Origin of the sequence: Bacillus sp. B-jedd (genome assembly GCF_000821085.1) — a bacterium.
Lineage (GTDB): Bacteria > Bacillota > Bacilli > Bacillales > Cytobacillaceae > Bacillus_D.
Window position 1 is genome coordinate 254,246 of sequence record NZ_CCXR01000001.1, and the last position, 16,374, is coordinate 270,619.

A 16,374-nucleotide genomic window follows, 5' to 3' on the forward strand; every position below is an offset into this window, starting at 1 on the left:
CCAAAGCGGGTGCAAAAGGATTCAAATGGTCACAGAGAAGCAGTCTCTAAGCCCGGAGCGGGTGCAACAGGATTCAATCGGTCACAGAGAAGCAGTCTCTAAGCCCGGAGCGGGTGCAAAAGCATTCAAACGGTCACAGAGAAGCAGTCTCTAAGCCGGAAGCGGGTGCAAAAGCATTGAATCGATCCCAGAGAAGCAGTTTTGCAAGGAGGTTAATGATGGAAAACAGAAATAAGCAGTTGTCATCAGAGCAGTGTGAAGAAATATTTTCAGCATTGAAAGGCCGTTTTGAAAAAAACATGAATCGCCATGAGGGACTTGAATGGGCAAAAGTGCAGGCGAAACTGGAAGCGAATGCTGAAAAACTGTGGTCGCTTTTCGAGATGGAAAGAACGGGCGGGGAGCCGGATGTCGTTGCCTATGATGAAAATACGGACGAGTACGTTTTTTATGATTGTTCAGCGGAAAGCCCCAATGGCCGCAGGAGTGTTTGTTACGACCGGGAAGCGCTGGAGGCGAGGAAAAAACACAAGCCTGAAAACAGTGCGCTCGGCATGGCGGCCGATATGGGGATCGAGATCCTAACGGAAGAACAATACAGGGAGCTGCAGAAGCTGGGCAATTTTGACGCGAAGACATCAAGCTGGGTGAAAACCCCCGCTAATATTAGAAAACTCGGCGGAGCCATCTTTTGTGATCGCCGTTACGACACTGTGTTTGTTTATCATAATGGGGCAGATTCCTACTATGCGGCCAGGGGTTTTCGCGGCTCATTAACGGTCTAAATGAACGATGTTTCTCCTAGTGTTGTTAATTATATGCGGCTTGGGAGGAATCCTCTTAACGGAAACCTTCCATCCTATGCAGAAATACCATTATGGGTTGCCGGGGTATTTTTTCCTGGCGGGCATGTATGCCTTAGGATTATTATATATATCTTTATCCCTTTTACATAAGGGAAGGGATAAGTAGCAAGCAGGCTTCCAAAAGGGGATAGCCTGCTTTTCAGCGTATGGAAACTTAAAAGACATCCTTTCCTCTTTCAAAATTTAGGTATTTTAACTTCATAGGCTGTATGATTAAAGGTATAGGAGTTTGAATTTCTATCCGGAGATCAAGGCTTTCATATTCATTAAAAGTTAAAATAGAGGTCATGCCTGCAAGGGAGTTTGTAAAATGATAATTGAAAACAAATTGACCAAAAAAGTTTACCGGCGTTTGGTCTTGCGGGATTTGATTTTTGGCGGGAAAAGCAGCATGGTTTGGCTTCCTCTTTATTTGTTGTGGTGGTACATCATTTACACGATCACCAAAATAGGGCAATTGAAAACCAATATACCGTTTTTTCTGGGTATCAGTATTCTTTTGGTTGGTATGCTTGTCCGTGTTTTTATTGTTTATCGCAAGCAAATGAAAAAAGACTGGCTATTCGAAGCCGGCAGCCGGGTTGAGATCGACAGCAACCAACTGGCTGTTGTTTCAAGCAGAGGATGCCATGTTTTTTCTCTGGAAACCCTTGCAAAATTAATCGAGAATAAGAGTTGGTATTTTTTATACTTCGAAGATAAAACCATTATTCCCATTTCAAAGGAAGCGTTACATTCACCTGGAGAACTAATTGGAAATAAGCATATACGCCATGCCTTTTGGAACTGGATGGCCATTCTCTTTCTGGCCATTACTATAATCGGTTCATATAATACTGGCAAAAATGCTGTCAATTTTAACGGAGCGCTCGCCTGGAAAATTAACGAGCTGAAAACAGACACCAGAATAAAGCTGAAGAATGATAATTTCTATGAGGTAAGGCTTGAAGACATTATCGATACGATAAAGGCTGAGATGGAGCTTGAGCCAAATTTGATGACCGATGATTTGAAAATTGATTTTGCCAAAAATGGGACAATTAAAGAGGTTTATATTTTCATTTATGGGTTTGACGAGAATCTGAAATTGCAATCATCTTATACGATTTTTACCGATAAACAAAGTGGCAATCGCCTGAGGGTCCATAAACAGGATTGGCATGGACAAGGCACTGCCATTTACGATGATGACAATGATTTGGCAATTGTCATCAAGATGCTAAACCATATTCCCGTTAAAAAGGAAGTTCAGGCATGGAGTGGCGATCATTTCGCTGTCCTTTATAAAGGAATACGGAGTTGGGGAATCATTCATAAAGATATTCATTATATTGATGAAACCGGTACGGAGCTTCCCGCCGCGGCTGACCATGTGAACAGCGGCCCGACGGTATCCTTGTACATCCCTGGTAAAGAGGATGTGATTACTCCGAAGCGTTATATTTACAAACCGTTTTTTCAAGAAGAGTAAGGCAGTTATTTTGCATAAAGGGTGTTACGAATGAAGAAAACGAAGAGCTTTTTACTGCTTTTGCCGGCGATCTGCATTATCCTTTTCGCCGTGATTCAACTATTCATCGGGGATAAGGAAAAGCCTGAGCCGAAACCGGCCAAGGTGGGAAAAGTGGAACTTGACAGCAAACTCCCTTACAAGGTTCAGGTTGGAGCGGATGAAAAGAAACCGGAAATCATCGCATACCGGCTTTGGTTTGATTTAATGACCGAGCTAGAGAAAGAAGGAGCGATTGCCGGCAAAACCTATACCCGGTTCACGAAGTTGTCAGGAGATGAAAACTCTTTTGTAGCCGCAGTTGTTTTTGACATCCACCTGCCTGAGGATGGCGCGCGAAAAGTTGATTACGGACTGGGGGAGGTAAAGGAAAACGGAGACATCCCAACTATCGTCTGGAAAATGACGATCAATAAGGCCGATGGCCAAGCTTATACTTTAGCGAAAATAGAACGGATTGCTGATACTCGAATCGGCCTCCCGCCGGTCGAATCGCTTGAAGACTATCATGAGAAAACGGGAATAAAGGCTTCGGAAGGTGTCAAGTATGAGATTAAGGACGGAGTGCTCATGGTCACTTATGACAACGGGCAAAAGTGGGTGGAAATCCCTGTCCGGCCGGAAGATTTGGCTGTAGATGCAAACGGCCGCCGCCCTGAACAGGAGCTAATTGGTGGCACCTATGTGATTTCTCCGAAGAAAACTGCCTTTTTGCTTAATGGGCTGCGGGTTTTAATCAGCAATGATAAGGGGGAAACTTGGGATACTGTAACGGTTTCGGACCAGGGACCGCCGGGGGAGCGCTTTAAAAAACTCGGATTCACATCTGACGAGGATGGTTATCTCATCATAACTGGCGACAAAACCATGAGCTGGGAAGCGCACTTCATTTTTAAAACGAATGATGGAGGCAAGACTTGGCATAGCGCCAAACCAGTGGAAAATGAGAGTAAGCTGGTGACGGATGGAGGATTCGTGACAGATCGATTAGGATTTCTCTCCTTTGGGGAATTACGCTATGAAGGGCAGCCTCCAGTACCGAATTTATATCGGACAAGCGATGGCGGGGAACAATGGGAACACATAAAGGTACCGATTCCTGAAGAATACATGGGCTATTTCACAATAGCTGAAATTCCGGCCTTCAAGGGCACCGAAGGAACACTGCTCGTTAATCAAGGGCCGTCGGGAGATTATATGGGCGGCAAGGTTTTGGCGAAATTCGCATCAAAAGATGAAGGGAAGACGTGGGTTTTTACGGGCTTAGTCGATCCAGACGGTGTTCTACGATAGTAATAATTTGATCGCGGCAAAATTTTCTATCATTTACTATATAGGTTGAACTTAGTAATTCCACTATTTCATTTGAATAAGCTGGTTAATTGGAGCTCAGGCATGTAGACTCCTCGAAAATCCTCAATTATGCTAACGCATAATTTCGTGCGAGGATTATTCTTGGAGCTTTCCTTAGTGCTATCGCATTTCCTTCGTGCAAAGCCCATTCGAAGAAGCTGGTTGTCCTGCGGGACAGGGCAGGAGGAGGCTCCTAACTGCTCCTGCGCCAAAGGATATTCGAGGAAGCTCCGTTCAGCTCGTCGCAAATCCACAGGAAGCTATTTCAGGCTGCTGCTTTGATGCCCCGTGGAAAGCGAAATGCCCGGAGCGGAAATCAACCACCCCATACCGGTCGGGTTATCAATTTTTATTTCAACCAATATAGATATCCAATTAGCAGTGGTTTTTGCAGGTGAAGAAAAGAGACTATACGGTAAAGGAGAGAAAGTATATGAACAAAATAGGCAGAAACGAATTATGTACATGCGGGAGCGGCAAAAAATTTAAGAAATGCTGCATGGGCAAAGAGATGGCTGGAACAGTAAATTCCGCAGTACAGAATGGTGGCCTTTTGAAGGAACAATTGTTGGACATGATTGAACGTGGCGAAGAGTATTTAAACCATAACGATTCTGTATCCGCATGCGATGTTTGGTTACAGGCATGGGAAGTCATAAAAGTAAGGAACAATCCAGCCTATAAAAACCTCAAATTTTTAGACAGGAAATTCAGCGACAAATTCTTCATCAAAAATTTCGTTCAGGATCTGGAATTAGAGCTTTACCATGCCGGCAAAAAGGATAACAGTTATTTTGAAAAAAGAATCGATTATTGCCGGGAGTTTTGCGAGATATTCCCTGAAGAAGATGAGCTGATTATTCATAATATGAGACGTGCCATAGGAGATTCGTATGCCATTCTGGGACAATATGAAGAAGCCGCTGCGGAGTTCGAGAAGCTGGTCAAGGACTTCCCTAACAATCCATGGGGGTACATCGGCTGGGGAGACATTTACTTCTATGAGCAAAAGAAGGATTACCAAAAGGCGCGGCAGTTATACGACAAGGCATTGGAAATAGCCAAAGATAAAGATGAAATTCTGGCCGTGGAGGAAAGGCTTGAGGAATTAAAGAGAGTAATATAAACAAAAAAGTAATCAGAATAACACTTCCTCCAGGAAGGTGAATCCATGATTTATCTGCATTCTTTCACGTTTCCAAATGAAGATCAGGAATTTAAATTTATTATGAGCATCAAAAGGACGTGTTATGATTCGTTTTATCCTTTTAAGGTCTTATCTAGCAAGGATTTTAGTGAAATTGAATTTGACACGGTTACAATCCTCTATGGTGGAAATGGCTCCGGAAAGTCTACGGCACTGAATGTGATCGCTGAGAAAGCAGGAGTCCAGCGTGATTCAATTTATAATAAATCAAATTTCTATCCTGACTATGTCTCAATGTGTGAAATGCAGCTAGCCGCTGAAATCCCTGAACATAGCAGAATTATTACTAGTGATGACGTTTTTGACTATATGCTGAATATCCGGAATCTCAATGAGGGAATTGACGAAAGGCGCGAGGAGCTTTTCGAAGAGTATCTTGATGCAAAGTATTCGAAATTCCAATTGAAATCTCTGAATGATTACGAACAATTGAAAAAAGTGAATACAGCCAGGAGCCAGACACAGTCACGTTTTGTGAGAGATGAATTAATGGATAATGTCAAAGAATTATCGAACGGGGAAAGTGCCTACCTCTATTTTACTGAGAAAATAGATGAAAATGGACTTTATATTTTGGATGAGCCAGAAAACAGCCTTTCTCCGAAGCGGCAATTGGAGTTAATGGAATTTATCGAGGACTCTGCCAGGTTTTTTAACTGCCAGTTTATTATTTCGACGCATTCGCCATTTCTGCTTTCAATGCGTGGGGCAAAAATTTATGATCTTGATGAGTATCCTGTCGCTATAAAACGGTGGACGGAACTGGAGAATGTACGCACGTATTATGAGTTTTTTAAGAGAAATGAAGACAAGTTTTGAGGAAAAGGGTCGTTTTGGCCGCTGAAAGATTATTTTTATAGCAGAAGCAGGCTCCTGGTAAGGAATTGCCTGCTTCTTTTCTGTATGAAGATTGGTACAAAATGAATAATGAAACCTTGTGAAATGCATATTGCCAATAACTGGCTCCGCCTATATGATTGATAATAAAGAGAATGTTACCGAGGGGGGCCGTTATGATTCCGGCAAAAGCAGAGCCAGCGCCAATCACGCTAATGAGAGAAACAGGGATGGAACCAATCGTCGATTGGTTTGATCAGCATAAACAATCATTTTTCATTTTGGCCCGGATTTACCTACGAGACCAGCAGCAAATTGAAGAGGTGTTTTATCGTTCCATCCTTAAAGTGCATAAGGAAGTTCCCCGGTTTGAACAAGATACCCCGCTGGATAAGCGGATTGCATCCATATTCATGGAAATCAGCCGTGAACTTTCCATCAATGGAAGTTTACCAGTTGAAGAGAAAATAGATGCGCAACCAGCTTTTTTGGAAGCGTTTGACCAGCTGAAAATAGACGAGAGGGAAGCGCTTATCCTAGCATATATCAGAGGGTTTTCCCACGAGGATACCGCCCATATTATGGGCGTTCCAATAGAAAAGGAACAGGAACTTGTTTTTTTCGGTATCCAGTCGCTTAAAAATGTGCTTGGGTACGGGCAAAACTTGAATGGCTGCCAAGAATATCAAAAGAATTATCTGGATTATCTGGAAAGAAACATGGACAGGCCGGAAAAGATCGATTTTGAAATCCATATTTATCATTGCCGGGATTGCCAGGAAGATTTAGCTGCCTTTCAGGATGTTATGCTGGCTATGAAGGATTTTGCAAAAGGAATGAATGGTGTTCACGTGCCAGCAAATTTAATGGGGAACGTGAAAGCGAAGCTGGCGGAAAGACAAAGGGGCATGCAGCTGAAGAGGAAAAAACGGATTCAGATGGGTGCCGTTTTAGCTGGTATTTTCACTTTATTATTAGGATTTGAAATATTAACGGGTTCTTTTACAGGCTTCTACTATGCCTATGCTGAGGACGATCCGGAACTGCGCGCGCTTCTCCAGCATGGCTTGGGGAAACCATTGAATCTTGTAGCCGAAAGCGATGGAGTGAAAATTACAATTAAGAGTGCGATTGCCGATGATATTCAGACGCTTATCTATTATGAAATTGAGGATACCAAGGAAGCTCGCCAATTTATGATGCCTTTCAACGAAGGAATGATGGTAGAGGACCAGTATAAAATTATGAACGAAAATACACATCCGATGTTTTATCCTCCTGAACTTCAAACGGATAAAAATAAACACGGTAAGAATATCTTCCAGGGAAAATTTAGCCTTTTGCCACTGAAAGAGGAAAAAGCGACAATCAAGCTGAACATTACAAAACTTCATGAATTAATTCGAGACGATGCAGGCGAGGTTCAAAATTTATACAGTGGCATGGATACTTTAACAGGGGATTGGAAATTTGAAATCCCTGTGGAGAAAAAGCCATTGGCGGAATATGAAATGGATGAAGAAACAGAGATAGAGGGGATACCGGTTCGGATTGAAAAGCTGACGATTGCTCCTACAATAACCATCCTCGATATTGCGTTTAATAATGGACAGACAGAAAAACGAATGGATTATGTCACTTTTGATAATATGGAAGTGAACAGGAAGAAGCTAAAGGCCGATTTGTACGGCACCATTATGAGGGATGAAGAAATGAAATGGACGGGGTTTCAAGCCCACTTTGAACCGGTATTTGAAAAGGCCCCAAAAGAAATAAAGGTTCAATTCAAGTCCGCCATGTTAACGGTGGAAGACAAGCTAACAATTAAGCTCGATTCATCCCAGAGCTATCCACAAACCTTTGAATATGCAGGCTCCACGATATCCATTGACAGGTTTGAAGCGGGAAGGCCTTCTTATGTCGAGATAAGCAATCATGAACTTAGAAATCGACAATACGACTTGCTTTGGCTTGAGATTATGGGTGATTATGAACTCGGAACTGTACCAATCGAGATGAGTACAATAGGAGTGACCGTTGATAAGAACGGAAATGAATATGAACAAAATGAAAATATTAATTTTGAAAAAATTGAACAGCCTCGCTATATGACTAAAGTCCAAACTTTTAAGTTGATAAGTGAAGACCCAGAGGAGAAAATCATTCCTAATAGGATTGAAATGTTTGGGTATAATACAACCAAATATTTGGATGATGTCGTAAAAATCTCGATAAAAAAATAAATAGAACAGCATTTTAGAGAAGGCAGTTTGCCCTCGGTAAGGGGAACTGTCTTTTTTTGATGGCTCGGTAAAATTTAAATTTAGTACAATCCTCATTTTCATGATGCACATATTGGGGTTTGTCGAAAAGTTGCTCATTGACAGGGTTGGTAACCTATGGAAATATTAAAGTGTCAACCTCACAATATCTCCAAATCCTTTCTCATTTCTTTTATCCTTTTATGAACCTAAATCCTTTTCTTCTAATTAGTTAAAACAATGACTCCTAAGAATCCTCATTTATGAACTCTCTCCTTCCATTCTATCCGGATGAAACTTTAGGATTTCCTCGTAGGGACATGAGGGAAATGCTTAAGTTCCATATATTTTTTCTGCAAAATTGTTTTAAAAATACTGTTGAAAGGAGTAAGCTGCGAAGAATTATTCCAGGTTCACCATTTTTTGAACAAAGAATTCGTAGGAGGATTACAATGGGACACGATATTTACGGCTACAATAAAGCAGGAGAAGAAATTGCTTATGCCCGTTTCAGCATGGGCAATCATAATGCTCTCATCCTTTACCGCCTGCTCAATGCATATGAATATTACGCTGGTGTCAGTGGGTCGGGAAGGGGCACCACCTTTTCGAGCGAGCAAATTGAAGAGGCGTTGAATGTTTTCGAACAGCAATACAATAATAAGGATTCAGCCCATGCGAATTATGACTTTTTGCGGTGGGATGGAAAGCAAATCAATGATTTTATAAAAAACTGCTCAACAACAGCGAAAAAGGAAGGCAATGTTAAAGTGTTTTTTGGTTAATGTGTCAGTTTTTCATTCTTCTGATTAACTCCTTACAATCTATTACTCCGATTTTTAATCCCCTTTCCCATAAACAACTTTTTACGCTTTATAAGTGGATGGATGTTGTCAGGGCCTCTTTCTAATTAATGAATTTGTCAATAGAATGTCAGATTTCCCCTTAAAGGCATGTGCTATCTTTAAAGATAAGAACAATTTTAAACGGGAGGTCATGATTTTATGGCAATAACGCTGAATTCAGGCCCTGTTGTAAAAAAGGAAATGGAAATGGTCACAAAGATGATTGACCTATATTGCCGGAAGAAGCATCATAGCAATCAGCTTTGCGGGGAGTGCCGCGATTTAAAAGCGTACGCACTAAAGAGGCTGTCATACTGCCGTTTTGGGGAAGGGAAAACGGCCTGTTCCAACTGTCCGGTCCATTGCTATAAACCGATATATCGGCAAAAGATCAAAGAGGTTATGCGCTATGCCGGCCCGTGGATGATTCTTTATCACCCTGTTTATTCTATTAAGCACCTCTTAAATAAATGAACGGCCCCTGTCCGTTATAATGGGTTTACTTGTGTGGCCCGAAGCTTTAAATCACAGACCTAATCATATGGAAATAACATAATTTCCACAATGCAAAACACAGTAGATTTCACAGTTAAAAAGGCTTAGAGTTATCTTCAACTCTAAGCCTTTTCGTATTATTTTATTTCTAAACACCCGTAAGTAATATAAGGTTAGCCAGATATTTCTGATTGACCTTAATAATTCCATTAACGAACAAAGAATATTACATAGTTAAATGGCCGCCAGATGGGGTGTTTTTTTATGAGAGGCGGTTTTTTTACGCAGCAGGTATTCGGCCGCAGCTAGATTTCCGATTAAGCTGACCCAAATGGCTGCCGTATAGCCAAGCTGAAAGTTGTCAAGCGAATAGCCGATCACAGCCGACCAAATTCGAAAGGTTATTGCAACGAGGGTGACTGCGTAACTTCTAATCATCCATCGCTCATGCTGAAGGATATTTTTTTTGCGGATATATTTATAGGCCAAATAGGTGGTCAGGAGCCAGGCGATGGATAAGGCCAGAAAGCCGAGTTTTGATATAATCCCGCCAAAAGCGTAATAGGATAAGTAAATGCCTGTAATGCCGCTAATCATGATTAGGCCTACATAAATTTTCCCTATGTTTCTATGAAGATGCAATTTTTTCTGCCTACTCTTTTTAGAAAACTGAAAAGGACCGATTACAATGGCGATTGAAGCCGTAATGATGTGGGCAAGCAAGACAGCATTCCATGGTTTATAGTGAAAATCGTAGAGATGCATTCCCTGTTCTATTAGTGTTTTATTAGTAATGGCAGGATCTAAAAAGAAGTAGCGGACAATTGCGGAAACAGCCAAAAGAACAACAAAAACCATTAAAGTTCCAGTTCCAATTTTTTTGATTAGTGAAGAGAACAAAGGGTGAGGCCTCCCTCTTAATAAAGGTTTATTAATGAATATATTTGTTACTTTAATTGACACTTAACCCTTAGGAAAGAAAATTTTCCCAACTCCGTATGCTTGGCGGGACTTCATTTTCTGGTAGTTATAAAGCCTCTCGGAGTATTTTGCATTGTGTCTTTTTAGTGATATCCCTCTAAACTACTAGTCAAGAAAGACCATAAGCAAATTTAGATTAATAGTTACTAAATTAGCCATAGCATTCATTTCATTAAAACTTGCCTGGAACTCAGCATATTTCACATAGTTTGTTATGGGGATATTTTACCATAAACCAACTGGAAAATTAATAATTCTAAATATTCATTTAAATTTATTTTTATTCCACTATAATGAAGGCGCTTGAACAAAAAGGAGGTAATAGCTTTTGAAGAAAAAGTTGTTTGTCCCAGTTGTTTTGTCGCTTGGATTGGTGGCGGGCGCTCTTCCTGCTGGCAGCGTATTTGCGCAGCCGGATACGGGCCGGCAGAGTTTGAAGGAGTGGAATGAAAAGGCAAGTGTACCACTGTTTGTAAAGGAACGTTTTAAGGAGAGGTTTTCAGCTAGCACCCCATCGAACGCAATTGCTTATCTGGAGAAAAACCAGGGTAAGACCGGAATCAATAGTCCAGGCAAAAATCTAAAGATGAAAAGTGTGGACAAGGATCATCTGGGTATGACTCACGTCCGATTCAACCAGGCAATAAATGGAGTGCCAGTCGAGGGAGCTGAAATTGTAGTTCATTTTAATGAAAAGGATGAAATAGTATCAGTCAACGGACGAATCAACCAGTCGCTTTCCGATCACCCAGTGGACACAGCTGCTTCTGTAAGTATTGACTCTGCGGTTGATGTAGCATTAGCGGCTGTCAATGCCCCTGAGGAATTAACCTATGAACCGGAGGCTGAGCTTGTTGTTTATCCATTTGAAGGAAAAAATCATACAGCCTATAAAGTAAATGTCAACTTCATGGGAGAAGAACCTGGGAACTGGTTTGTCTTTGTTGATGCGAAAACAGGAAAAGTGGTCGATCAGTATAACGGATTAATGCATGCCGATGAAATGAAGACGCAGAAGGGTGCCGGAAAAGGAGTGCATGGCGATCATAGGGAATTACATATCACCCGAGTGAAAGGGCCGGAAACAGAGACCAAATTTGCTTTAGCGGATTATGGTCATAAAGATCTTGACGGTATACTCACTTATGATGCGAAGAATGATAATTCCTCGAGTAATGACACTCTTTATGTTGGAAACTCAGCCGCGTTTATGGGCGACTATGACCGTGCCGCTGTCGATGCGCATTACAATTCAGAGAGGGTATATGACTATTTTCTAAATGAGCATGGCCGTAATTCTTTGGATGGAAAAGGGATGGCGATTGTATCCAGGGTCCACTATGGAAAGGATTATAATAATGCCTCCTGGAATGGCCGTTGGATGACCTATGGGGATGGCGATGGGAAGTTTTTCATTTCGTTATCGGCCGGCCTTGATGTGGCTGCCCACGAAATGACACATGGCGTTATCACGCACTCGGCAAATCTGGTCTACCGCCATCAGCCAGGGGCTTTGAATGAATCGTTCGCCGATGTTTTCGGGGCTCTTGTTGATGATGACGATTGGGAAATTGGCGAGGATATTATGGCGCCTGAGGCAAAAGCAGACGGTGTAACAAGACTGCGCAGCATGAGCGACCCAAACAGTGTCGTGGTTAGCAACGCGCAAAGAGCAGCATATGGAAGCGGGGTTTATCCTGCTCATATGGACGAATATTACCATATGCCGACATCAGTGGATAACGGCGGTGTCCACGTGAACTCCTCTATTACAAACCATGCGGCATACTTGATTGGCGAAGAAATAGGCAGAAAGAAATTAGGCCAGATATACTATCGGGCTTTAACAGTTTATTTGACTCCGAATTCTGAATTCAGTGATGCGCGCCGGGCTATTGTCCAATCCGCCGTTGACCTCTATGGCGAAAACAGCACCGAGGCCGCTGCGGTTAACTCCGGCTTTGATGCAGTCGGCATTTACTAAGGATTAGCCAAAATAAAAAATAAATGGTACTTTTCATCCCCCAGACCTCGAGTTTGGGGGATTTTTCAAGGGTATAAAACATTGGTTGACAGAGCTTGGTATTTTCCTAAATAGGGAACAATAATGTATATTTCATAAGGGGAGGTAATGGGATGAACTTACTGCTAACGATTGTTATATTGCTTATTTGCTTGTTGATCTCGAATGTCATCAGCCATTATATCCCACTTATTCCGACAGCCTTAACCCAGATTGTTTTTGGAATTATTACCGCGCTTTTGTTCAGGGATTTCAATTTGGAGATAGAAACCGAGTGGTTCCTGCTATTATTTGTAGCTCCGCTGCTATATAACGATGGCCGGCATTTTCCAAGGATAGAACTATGGAAAATGAGAAGGTCCATTTTTGGAAATGCAATTGTTCTTGTCCTTGTTACGACAATCGGCGGCGGTTTTTTCATTCATTGGATGATTCCAGGCATTCCCCTGGCAGCGGCCTTCGCGCTGGCGGCGATTTTGTCACCGACGGATCCCGTCGCAGTTAATGGAATTGCAAAAAGAATCCATATTCCTGAAAAAATCCTGAATTTAGTTAGAGGGGAATCGCTCATTAATGATGCTTCCGGCCTGGTCGCGTTCAACTATGCTGTTATAGCCGTAGTTACCGGCTACTTCTCCTTAAAGGAAGCCGTCATTGATTTTTCCTATATGTTAATCGCCGGTGTCCTGACAGGTTTTGTCTTGCAAATCTTGATTATCTGGGTTCGCTTCTTGCTGCGCAAACAGGGAATTACTGATTTGACCTTTCATTCATTGCTGCAGATTATGTCGCCCTTTATTATTTTTATCGTGGCTGAAGACATGCTTCATGCTTCGGGAGTGATTGCTGTTGTCACGGCTGGTATTTTACATGGGCTTGTAAGGGAAAAGACAGAAACGATTGTAGCTGAAGAACAATTACTGACAGAGAATACGTGGTCGATGGTTTTATTCGTTTTAAATGGTGTTGTTTTCCTTCTGTTAGGGTTGAACATACCCTCATCTATGGCGGAGGCAGTCCTGAACCCGAACATGGGCAACTGGTTAATCATTGGTTATGTGATTGCCCTGGGTCTGGTTATATTGGGAATCAGGTTTATTTGGTCAGTCTTTACTGCTTATTATGAATTTCATATTTTAACTACCAAAAATGCCGAAAGGCCGAATATGAAAGTCTCACTCGTGACAAGTTTAGCGGGTGTCCGCGGCGCTGTGACGATGGCGGGCGTCCTGTCCATTCCTTTAACAATCGCTAGTGGCGCTGCTTTCCCTGAACGCTCGCTTATTCTTTTTCTGGCATCAGGCGTCATTCTATTCACCTTGCTTGCCGCTACTGTAATTTTGCCGCTTGTTAGCGGCGGGGAGGCCATCGCGGGAGAACCGAATCACTACATAAGCACTGAAGAGGCTAAGAGGAAACTTCTCTTGGCCGCTGTCAAGAAGATCAGGGAAGAACTCAATGAAAAAAATAATCCAGCTTCCCATGAGCTATTGGCTGAATACAAACGGAGATTTCGGCAGATACACCCCCGTGAACTGTCGAATGTACAGAATGCACGTACCTTTCAGCAAACAGTGACGGATGTACGATTAATGGCTATAAAAGCCGAGAGGGCCTATATCCGAGAACTGATGGAGAAAAACAGAATGGATGACGATGTATTTATTACTTTTGAGAAGGCTCTTGACCATCGGGAAGAGGCTTTGTCCAACAATGTCCGTTCAGAAACTCTCTTTTTCATTGGATTACTGGGTAGGGCTTGGCGAAGGGTTTGGTTTCATACGAAGAAGGATAGAGAGGAAAAAATCGCCAGGATACGGTTGAGCCGTGGAATCCAAATGAAGGCCATGCAATCAGCGTTGAAGTTTTTGGAGGAGTTTGCAAAAGAGGCTCGGGTGCCTGACGCTGTGAATTGGGTCATCGAGGACTATAAACGGATGATCGAGAAAGTGAAGCATCCCACAGCTGTCTATGATGAAAAAACGGAGGAGCAAAAAGAAGAACTCCGCTTGCGGGTGGTGGATGTCCAACGTGCGGAAATACACAGAATGTACGAACATGGCGAAATCGGGAGAGATCAGGCGAAAGAACTCCGCAGGTTCATTAACTATCTTGAAAGTATGACCTTGTATGAATATGAAGAGTGATTTTTTCATATTTCAAAATGAGGAGAAATCAAGGATAATGAAATTAACAGCCTAGAAAAACTGCGGGCCTGCTAACGATAGTGCTTGCCGCAAACATGACAGAACGCTTCATAGACCAGGGATTCGGGACGGGGACTTGCAAAATTACCTTACACGATTACTGGTCTTTTTTCTGATGTGAAAAGGAGGGCGGACAAAGTGGGGAAAAAACGATGGGTAATAGGACTCGTTATTGGAGTCCTGGTTGTCGCGGGAACATGGTGGGCATCCATTTATGCAAAAGACCGGAAAGATCCACTGAATCAGTCAGATGCTTTTGTGAATAATGAAGGTGACACGTTAACATGGTTCGTTTTAAAGAGCAGCAATGGAAAAGTAACAGGTGAACTGCTTCAGCAGAAGGTGGTTGAGGAAATCGGGGACCCGCCGGTTATGGAAGAAAAAAGCAGTCCAGTGACTGGCGAAGTGACTGGTCGAGGTTATCGTTTAACGATTAGCAAGGGAAAGCAAAAAAGGACGGTTGATGCCTGGTTCTCTGAAGGAACGCTTTATGTACAAGACCAGGGGGAGAAGGAAAGTAGTTCTTATAAGGCTGTTCATCAAGATGAAATGAAAGATATAATGCAGGCAAAACAAGAAAAATTCGAGTATCTCCTTTACCATTCAGAGGAAAAGGAAAAGAATCGGATTAGGGAATTTTTTTCTGATTTAAGGAGTGTCTATGGATACCTAGCCTCCAGGGAAGATGAATCAGCACTGCTGTTTTTGAAAATTGATGAAGCCCTTCTGGAGGGAGAGATATCAGGTTCACTGCTTGTGAAGGAGAAAGCAGCGAACGGAAATAATGCATATAAAGAGACTGAATATGAAGTGAACGGAATTACAGACGGTCAAATCATTGAGCTCTTTACAAAAATTGAAGGTAAAGAGACCAAGCTGGAAGGAAACTTTTTGGAGGGTGCAGCGAAGTTTGACTTGTCCAATTGGCCATCTGGCGAAAAGCTCGTGTTTCAGGCTGTGACTAAGGAGGCTTATAAACAGAGATCTGAGGAATATAAAAGTGCCGCGAAGAAATAGACGGGCTGGCTTTGTAGGTTTAACGTTTAATTCTAGTAAATATAGTTTTGCTTTTAATTGTAATAAAACCTGGCCAAGTGTTTCCAATCCTCAAGAAAATATGGCCACAAATTCGGCCGGCGCCTCACTGCCAATGGGTGGTAGGCGACGGCAGTCTTATATCCACGCACCTCGTGAACTCCGCCCCGTAATGATTTTACATCAGCTTCCTCATCCTGAAAGAAAGATTGGACTGCAACATTTCCAAGGCAGAATATTAACTGTGGCTGCTTTAATTCAAGTTGTGCCTTTAGATGATTCATACAAATTGCTCTCGTCTTTTCCTTATCGTATTTTCTTACCGGTTTTCTTTTTAATACATACGTTATGTACAAATCTTCCTTGAAAAATCCCGCTTCATAAGCGGCCTTCTGCAAGGTCTCCCGCGTGCCGCATACAAAGGGATTGCCTTCCTGGTCTTCACGGGCGCCGGGATTGTCCAATAAAATGAGGATTGGCGCGTTTGGATTCCCTTCACCCCAAATCATTCTGGATCCGTGCTTATCAAGTCCGCATTCACTACAATTTAACTGGTCTTGTGGAGTCGGTTCCTCCGGCCACAAGGAGGCGCAAAAAACTGGCATTCTTCCTCACTCTTTCCATTAAGTGATTTTATTAATATGCCCAATTATTCCCGCCATACTAAAAGGGAGACTGCTAATTTGCAGTTCCCTTTTAGTTTTCAGCGGAATGGGGTAATGAATAATTTAATCGACTATTCGGTGGTGTGGAA

The 16,374-nt window shown here is 42.3% G+C and carries 13 protein-coding genes; 11 read left to right on the forward strand and 2 right to left on the reverse strand.

Going from position 1 to position 16,374, the window contains the following annotated elements:
• Positions 1–218: 218 nt before the first annotated feature.
• From BN1002_RS01290 to BN1002_RS01325, 8 genes are all read left to right on the forward strand, one after another.
• Positions 219–785, forward strand: coding sequence for a DUF4256 domain-containing protein (locus tag BN1002_RS01290; RefSeq protein WP_048823257.1), 567 nt, complete (start codon positions 219–221; stop codon positions 783–785).
• 391 nt (positions 786–1,176) lie between these two features.
• The gene (locus BN1002_RS01295) at positions 1,177–2,337 is read left to right on the forward strand and encodes a hypothetical protein (RefSeq protein WP_048823258.1); all 1,161 of its coding nucleotides are present in this window, start codon (positions 1,177–1,179) and stop codon (positions 2,335–2,337) included.
• A gap of 30 nt (positions 2,338–2,367) precedes the next feature.
• Entirely contained in the window at positions 2,368–3,669 is a 1,302-nt protein-coding gene (locus BN1002_RS01300; RefSeq protein ID WP_048823259.1) for a WD40/YVTN/BNR-like repeat-containing protein, read from the forward strand.
• Positions 3,670–4,162: 493 nt separating this feature from the next.
• Positions 4,163–4,855: a tetratricopeptide repeat protein gene (locus tag BN1002_RS01305; RefSeq protein ID WP_052445594.1), complete on the forward strand. Its 693-nt coding sequence runs from the start codon at positions 4,163–4,165 to the stop codon at positions 4,853–4,855.
• A gap of 45 nt (positions 4,856–4,900) precedes the next feature.
• On the forward strand, positions 4,901–5,755 hold the full coding sequence (locus BN1002_RS01310) for an AAA family ATPase (protein ID WP_048823260.1): 855 nt from the start codon (positions 4,901–4,903) through the stop codon (positions 5,753–5,755).
• A 194-nt stretch (positions 5,756–5,949) separates the two neighbouring features.
• Positions 5,950–8,016: a DUF4179 domain-containing protein gene (locus BN1002_RS01315; RefSeq protein WP_197072718.1), complete on the forward strand. Its 2,067-nt coding sequence runs from the start codon at positions 5,950–5,952 to the stop codon at positions 8,014–8,016.
• Between the two features lie 470 nt (positions 8,017–8,486).
• Positions 8,487–8,819: a hypothetical protein gene (locus BN1002_RS01320; RefSeq protein ID WP_048823262.1), complete on the forward strand. Its 333-nt coding sequence runs from the start codon at positions 8,487–8,489 to the stop codon at positions 8,817–8,819.
• A gap of 219 nt (positions 8,820–9,038) precedes the next feature.
• Positions 9,039–9,353 carry a nitrous oxide-stimulated promoter family protein gene (locus BN1002_RS01325; RefSeq protein WP_048823263.1) on the forward strand — a complete coding sequence of 105 codons (315 nt, stop codon included), beginning with the start codon at positions 9,039–9,041 and terminating at the stop codon, positions 9,351–9,353.
• Positions 9,354–9,608: 255 nt separating this feature from the next.
• Here BN1002_RS01325 and BN1002_RS01330 read toward each other — a convergent pair whose 3' ends face one another.
• Positions 9,609–10,274 carry a DUF2306 domain-containing protein gene (locus BN1002_RS01330; protein ID WP_048823264.1) on the reverse strand — a complete coding sequence of 222 codons (666 nt, stop codon included), beginning with the start codon at positions 10,272–10,274 and terminating at the stop codon, positions 9,609–9,611.
• A gap of 409 nt (positions 10,275–10,683) precedes the next feature.
• On the opposite strand from BN1002_RS01330, the gene BN1002_RS01335 reads away from it, so the two are divergent.
• The 3 genes from BN1002_RS01335 to BN1002_RS01345 all read left to right on the forward strand — a co-directional run bounded on the left by BN1002_RS01335 (position 10,684) and on the right by BN1002_RS01345 (position 15,602).
• Positions 10,684–12,339 carry a M4 family metallopeptidase gene (locus BN1002_RS01335; protein ID WP_048823265.1) on the forward strand — a complete coding sequence of 552 codons (1,656 nt, stop codon included), beginning with the start codon at positions 10,684–10,686 and terminating at the stop codon, positions 12,337–12,339.
• Positions 12,340–12,491: 152 nt separating this feature from the next.
• Complete coding sequence (locus tag BN1002_RS01340) at positions 12,492–14,525, forward strand: Na+/H+ antiporter (RefSeq protein ID WP_048823266.1); 2,034 nt, start codon at positions 12,492–12,494, stop codon at positions 14,523–14,525.
• Between the two features lie 198 nt (positions 14,526–14,723).
• On the forward strand, positions 14,724–15,602 hold the full coding sequence (locus BN1002_RS01345) for a hypothetical protein (RefSeq protein ID WP_048823267.1): 879 nt from the start codon (positions 14,724–14,726) through the stop codon (positions 15,600–15,602).
• Positions 15,603–15,655: 53 nt separating this feature from the next.
• Here BN1002_RS01345 and BN1002_RS01350 read toward each other — a convergent pair whose 3' ends face one another.
• Positions 15,656–16,225 (reverse strand): uracil-DNA glycosylase, encoded by a 570-nt coding sequence (locus BN1002_RS01350; protein ID WP_048823268.1) that lies wholly within the window; start codon positions 16,223–16,225, stop codon positions 15,656–15,658.
• Positions 16,226–16,374: the final 149 nt, after the last annotated feature.

What these genes read in the sequence shown, in the direction of transcription:
- BN1002_RS01300 (WP_048823259.1), top strand. Translation starts at nt 2,368, where the DNA reads ATGAAGAAAACGAAGAGCTTTTTACTGCTTTTGCCGGCGATCTGCATT.
- BN1002_RS01350 (WP_048823268.1), bottom strand. Translation starts at nt 16,225, where the DNA reads ATGCCAGTTTTTTGCGCCTCCTTGTGGCCGGAGGAACCGACTCCACAA.
- BN1002_RS01320 (WP_048823262.1), top strand. Translation starts at nt 8,487, where the DNA reads ATGGGACACGATATTTACGGCTACAATAAAGCAGGAGAAGAAATTGCT.
- BN1002_RS01305 (WP_052445594.1), top strand. Translation starts at nt 4,163, where the DNA reads ATGAACAAAATAGGCAGAAACGAATTATGTACATGCGGGAGCGGCAAA.
- BN1002_RS01310 (WP_048823260.1), top strand. Translation starts at nt 4,901, where the DNA reads ATGATTTATCTGCATTCTTTCACGTTTCCAAATGAAGATCAGGAATTT.
- BN1002_RS01295 (WP_048823258.1), top strand. Translation starts at nt 1,177, where the DNA reads ATGATAATTGAAAACAAATTGACCAAAAAAGTTTACCGGCGTTTGGTC.
- BN1002_RS01315 (WP_197072718.1), top strand. Translation starts at nt 5,950, where the DNA reads ATGATTCCGGCAAAAGCAGAGCCAGCGCCAATCACGCTAATGAGAGAA.
- BN1002_RS01325 (WP_048823263.1), top strand. Translation starts at nt 9,039, where the DNA reads ATGGCAATAACGCTGAATTCAGGCCCTGTTGTAAAAAAGGAAATGGAA.
- BN1002_RS01290 (WP_048823257.1), top strand. Translation starts at nt 219, where the DNA reads ATGGAAAACAGAAATAAGCAGTTGTCATCAGAGCAGTGTGAAGAAATA.
- BN1002_RS01340 (WP_048823266.1), top strand. Translation starts at nt 12,492, where the DNA reads ATGAACTTACTGCTAACGATTGTTATATTGCTTATTTGCTTGTTGATC.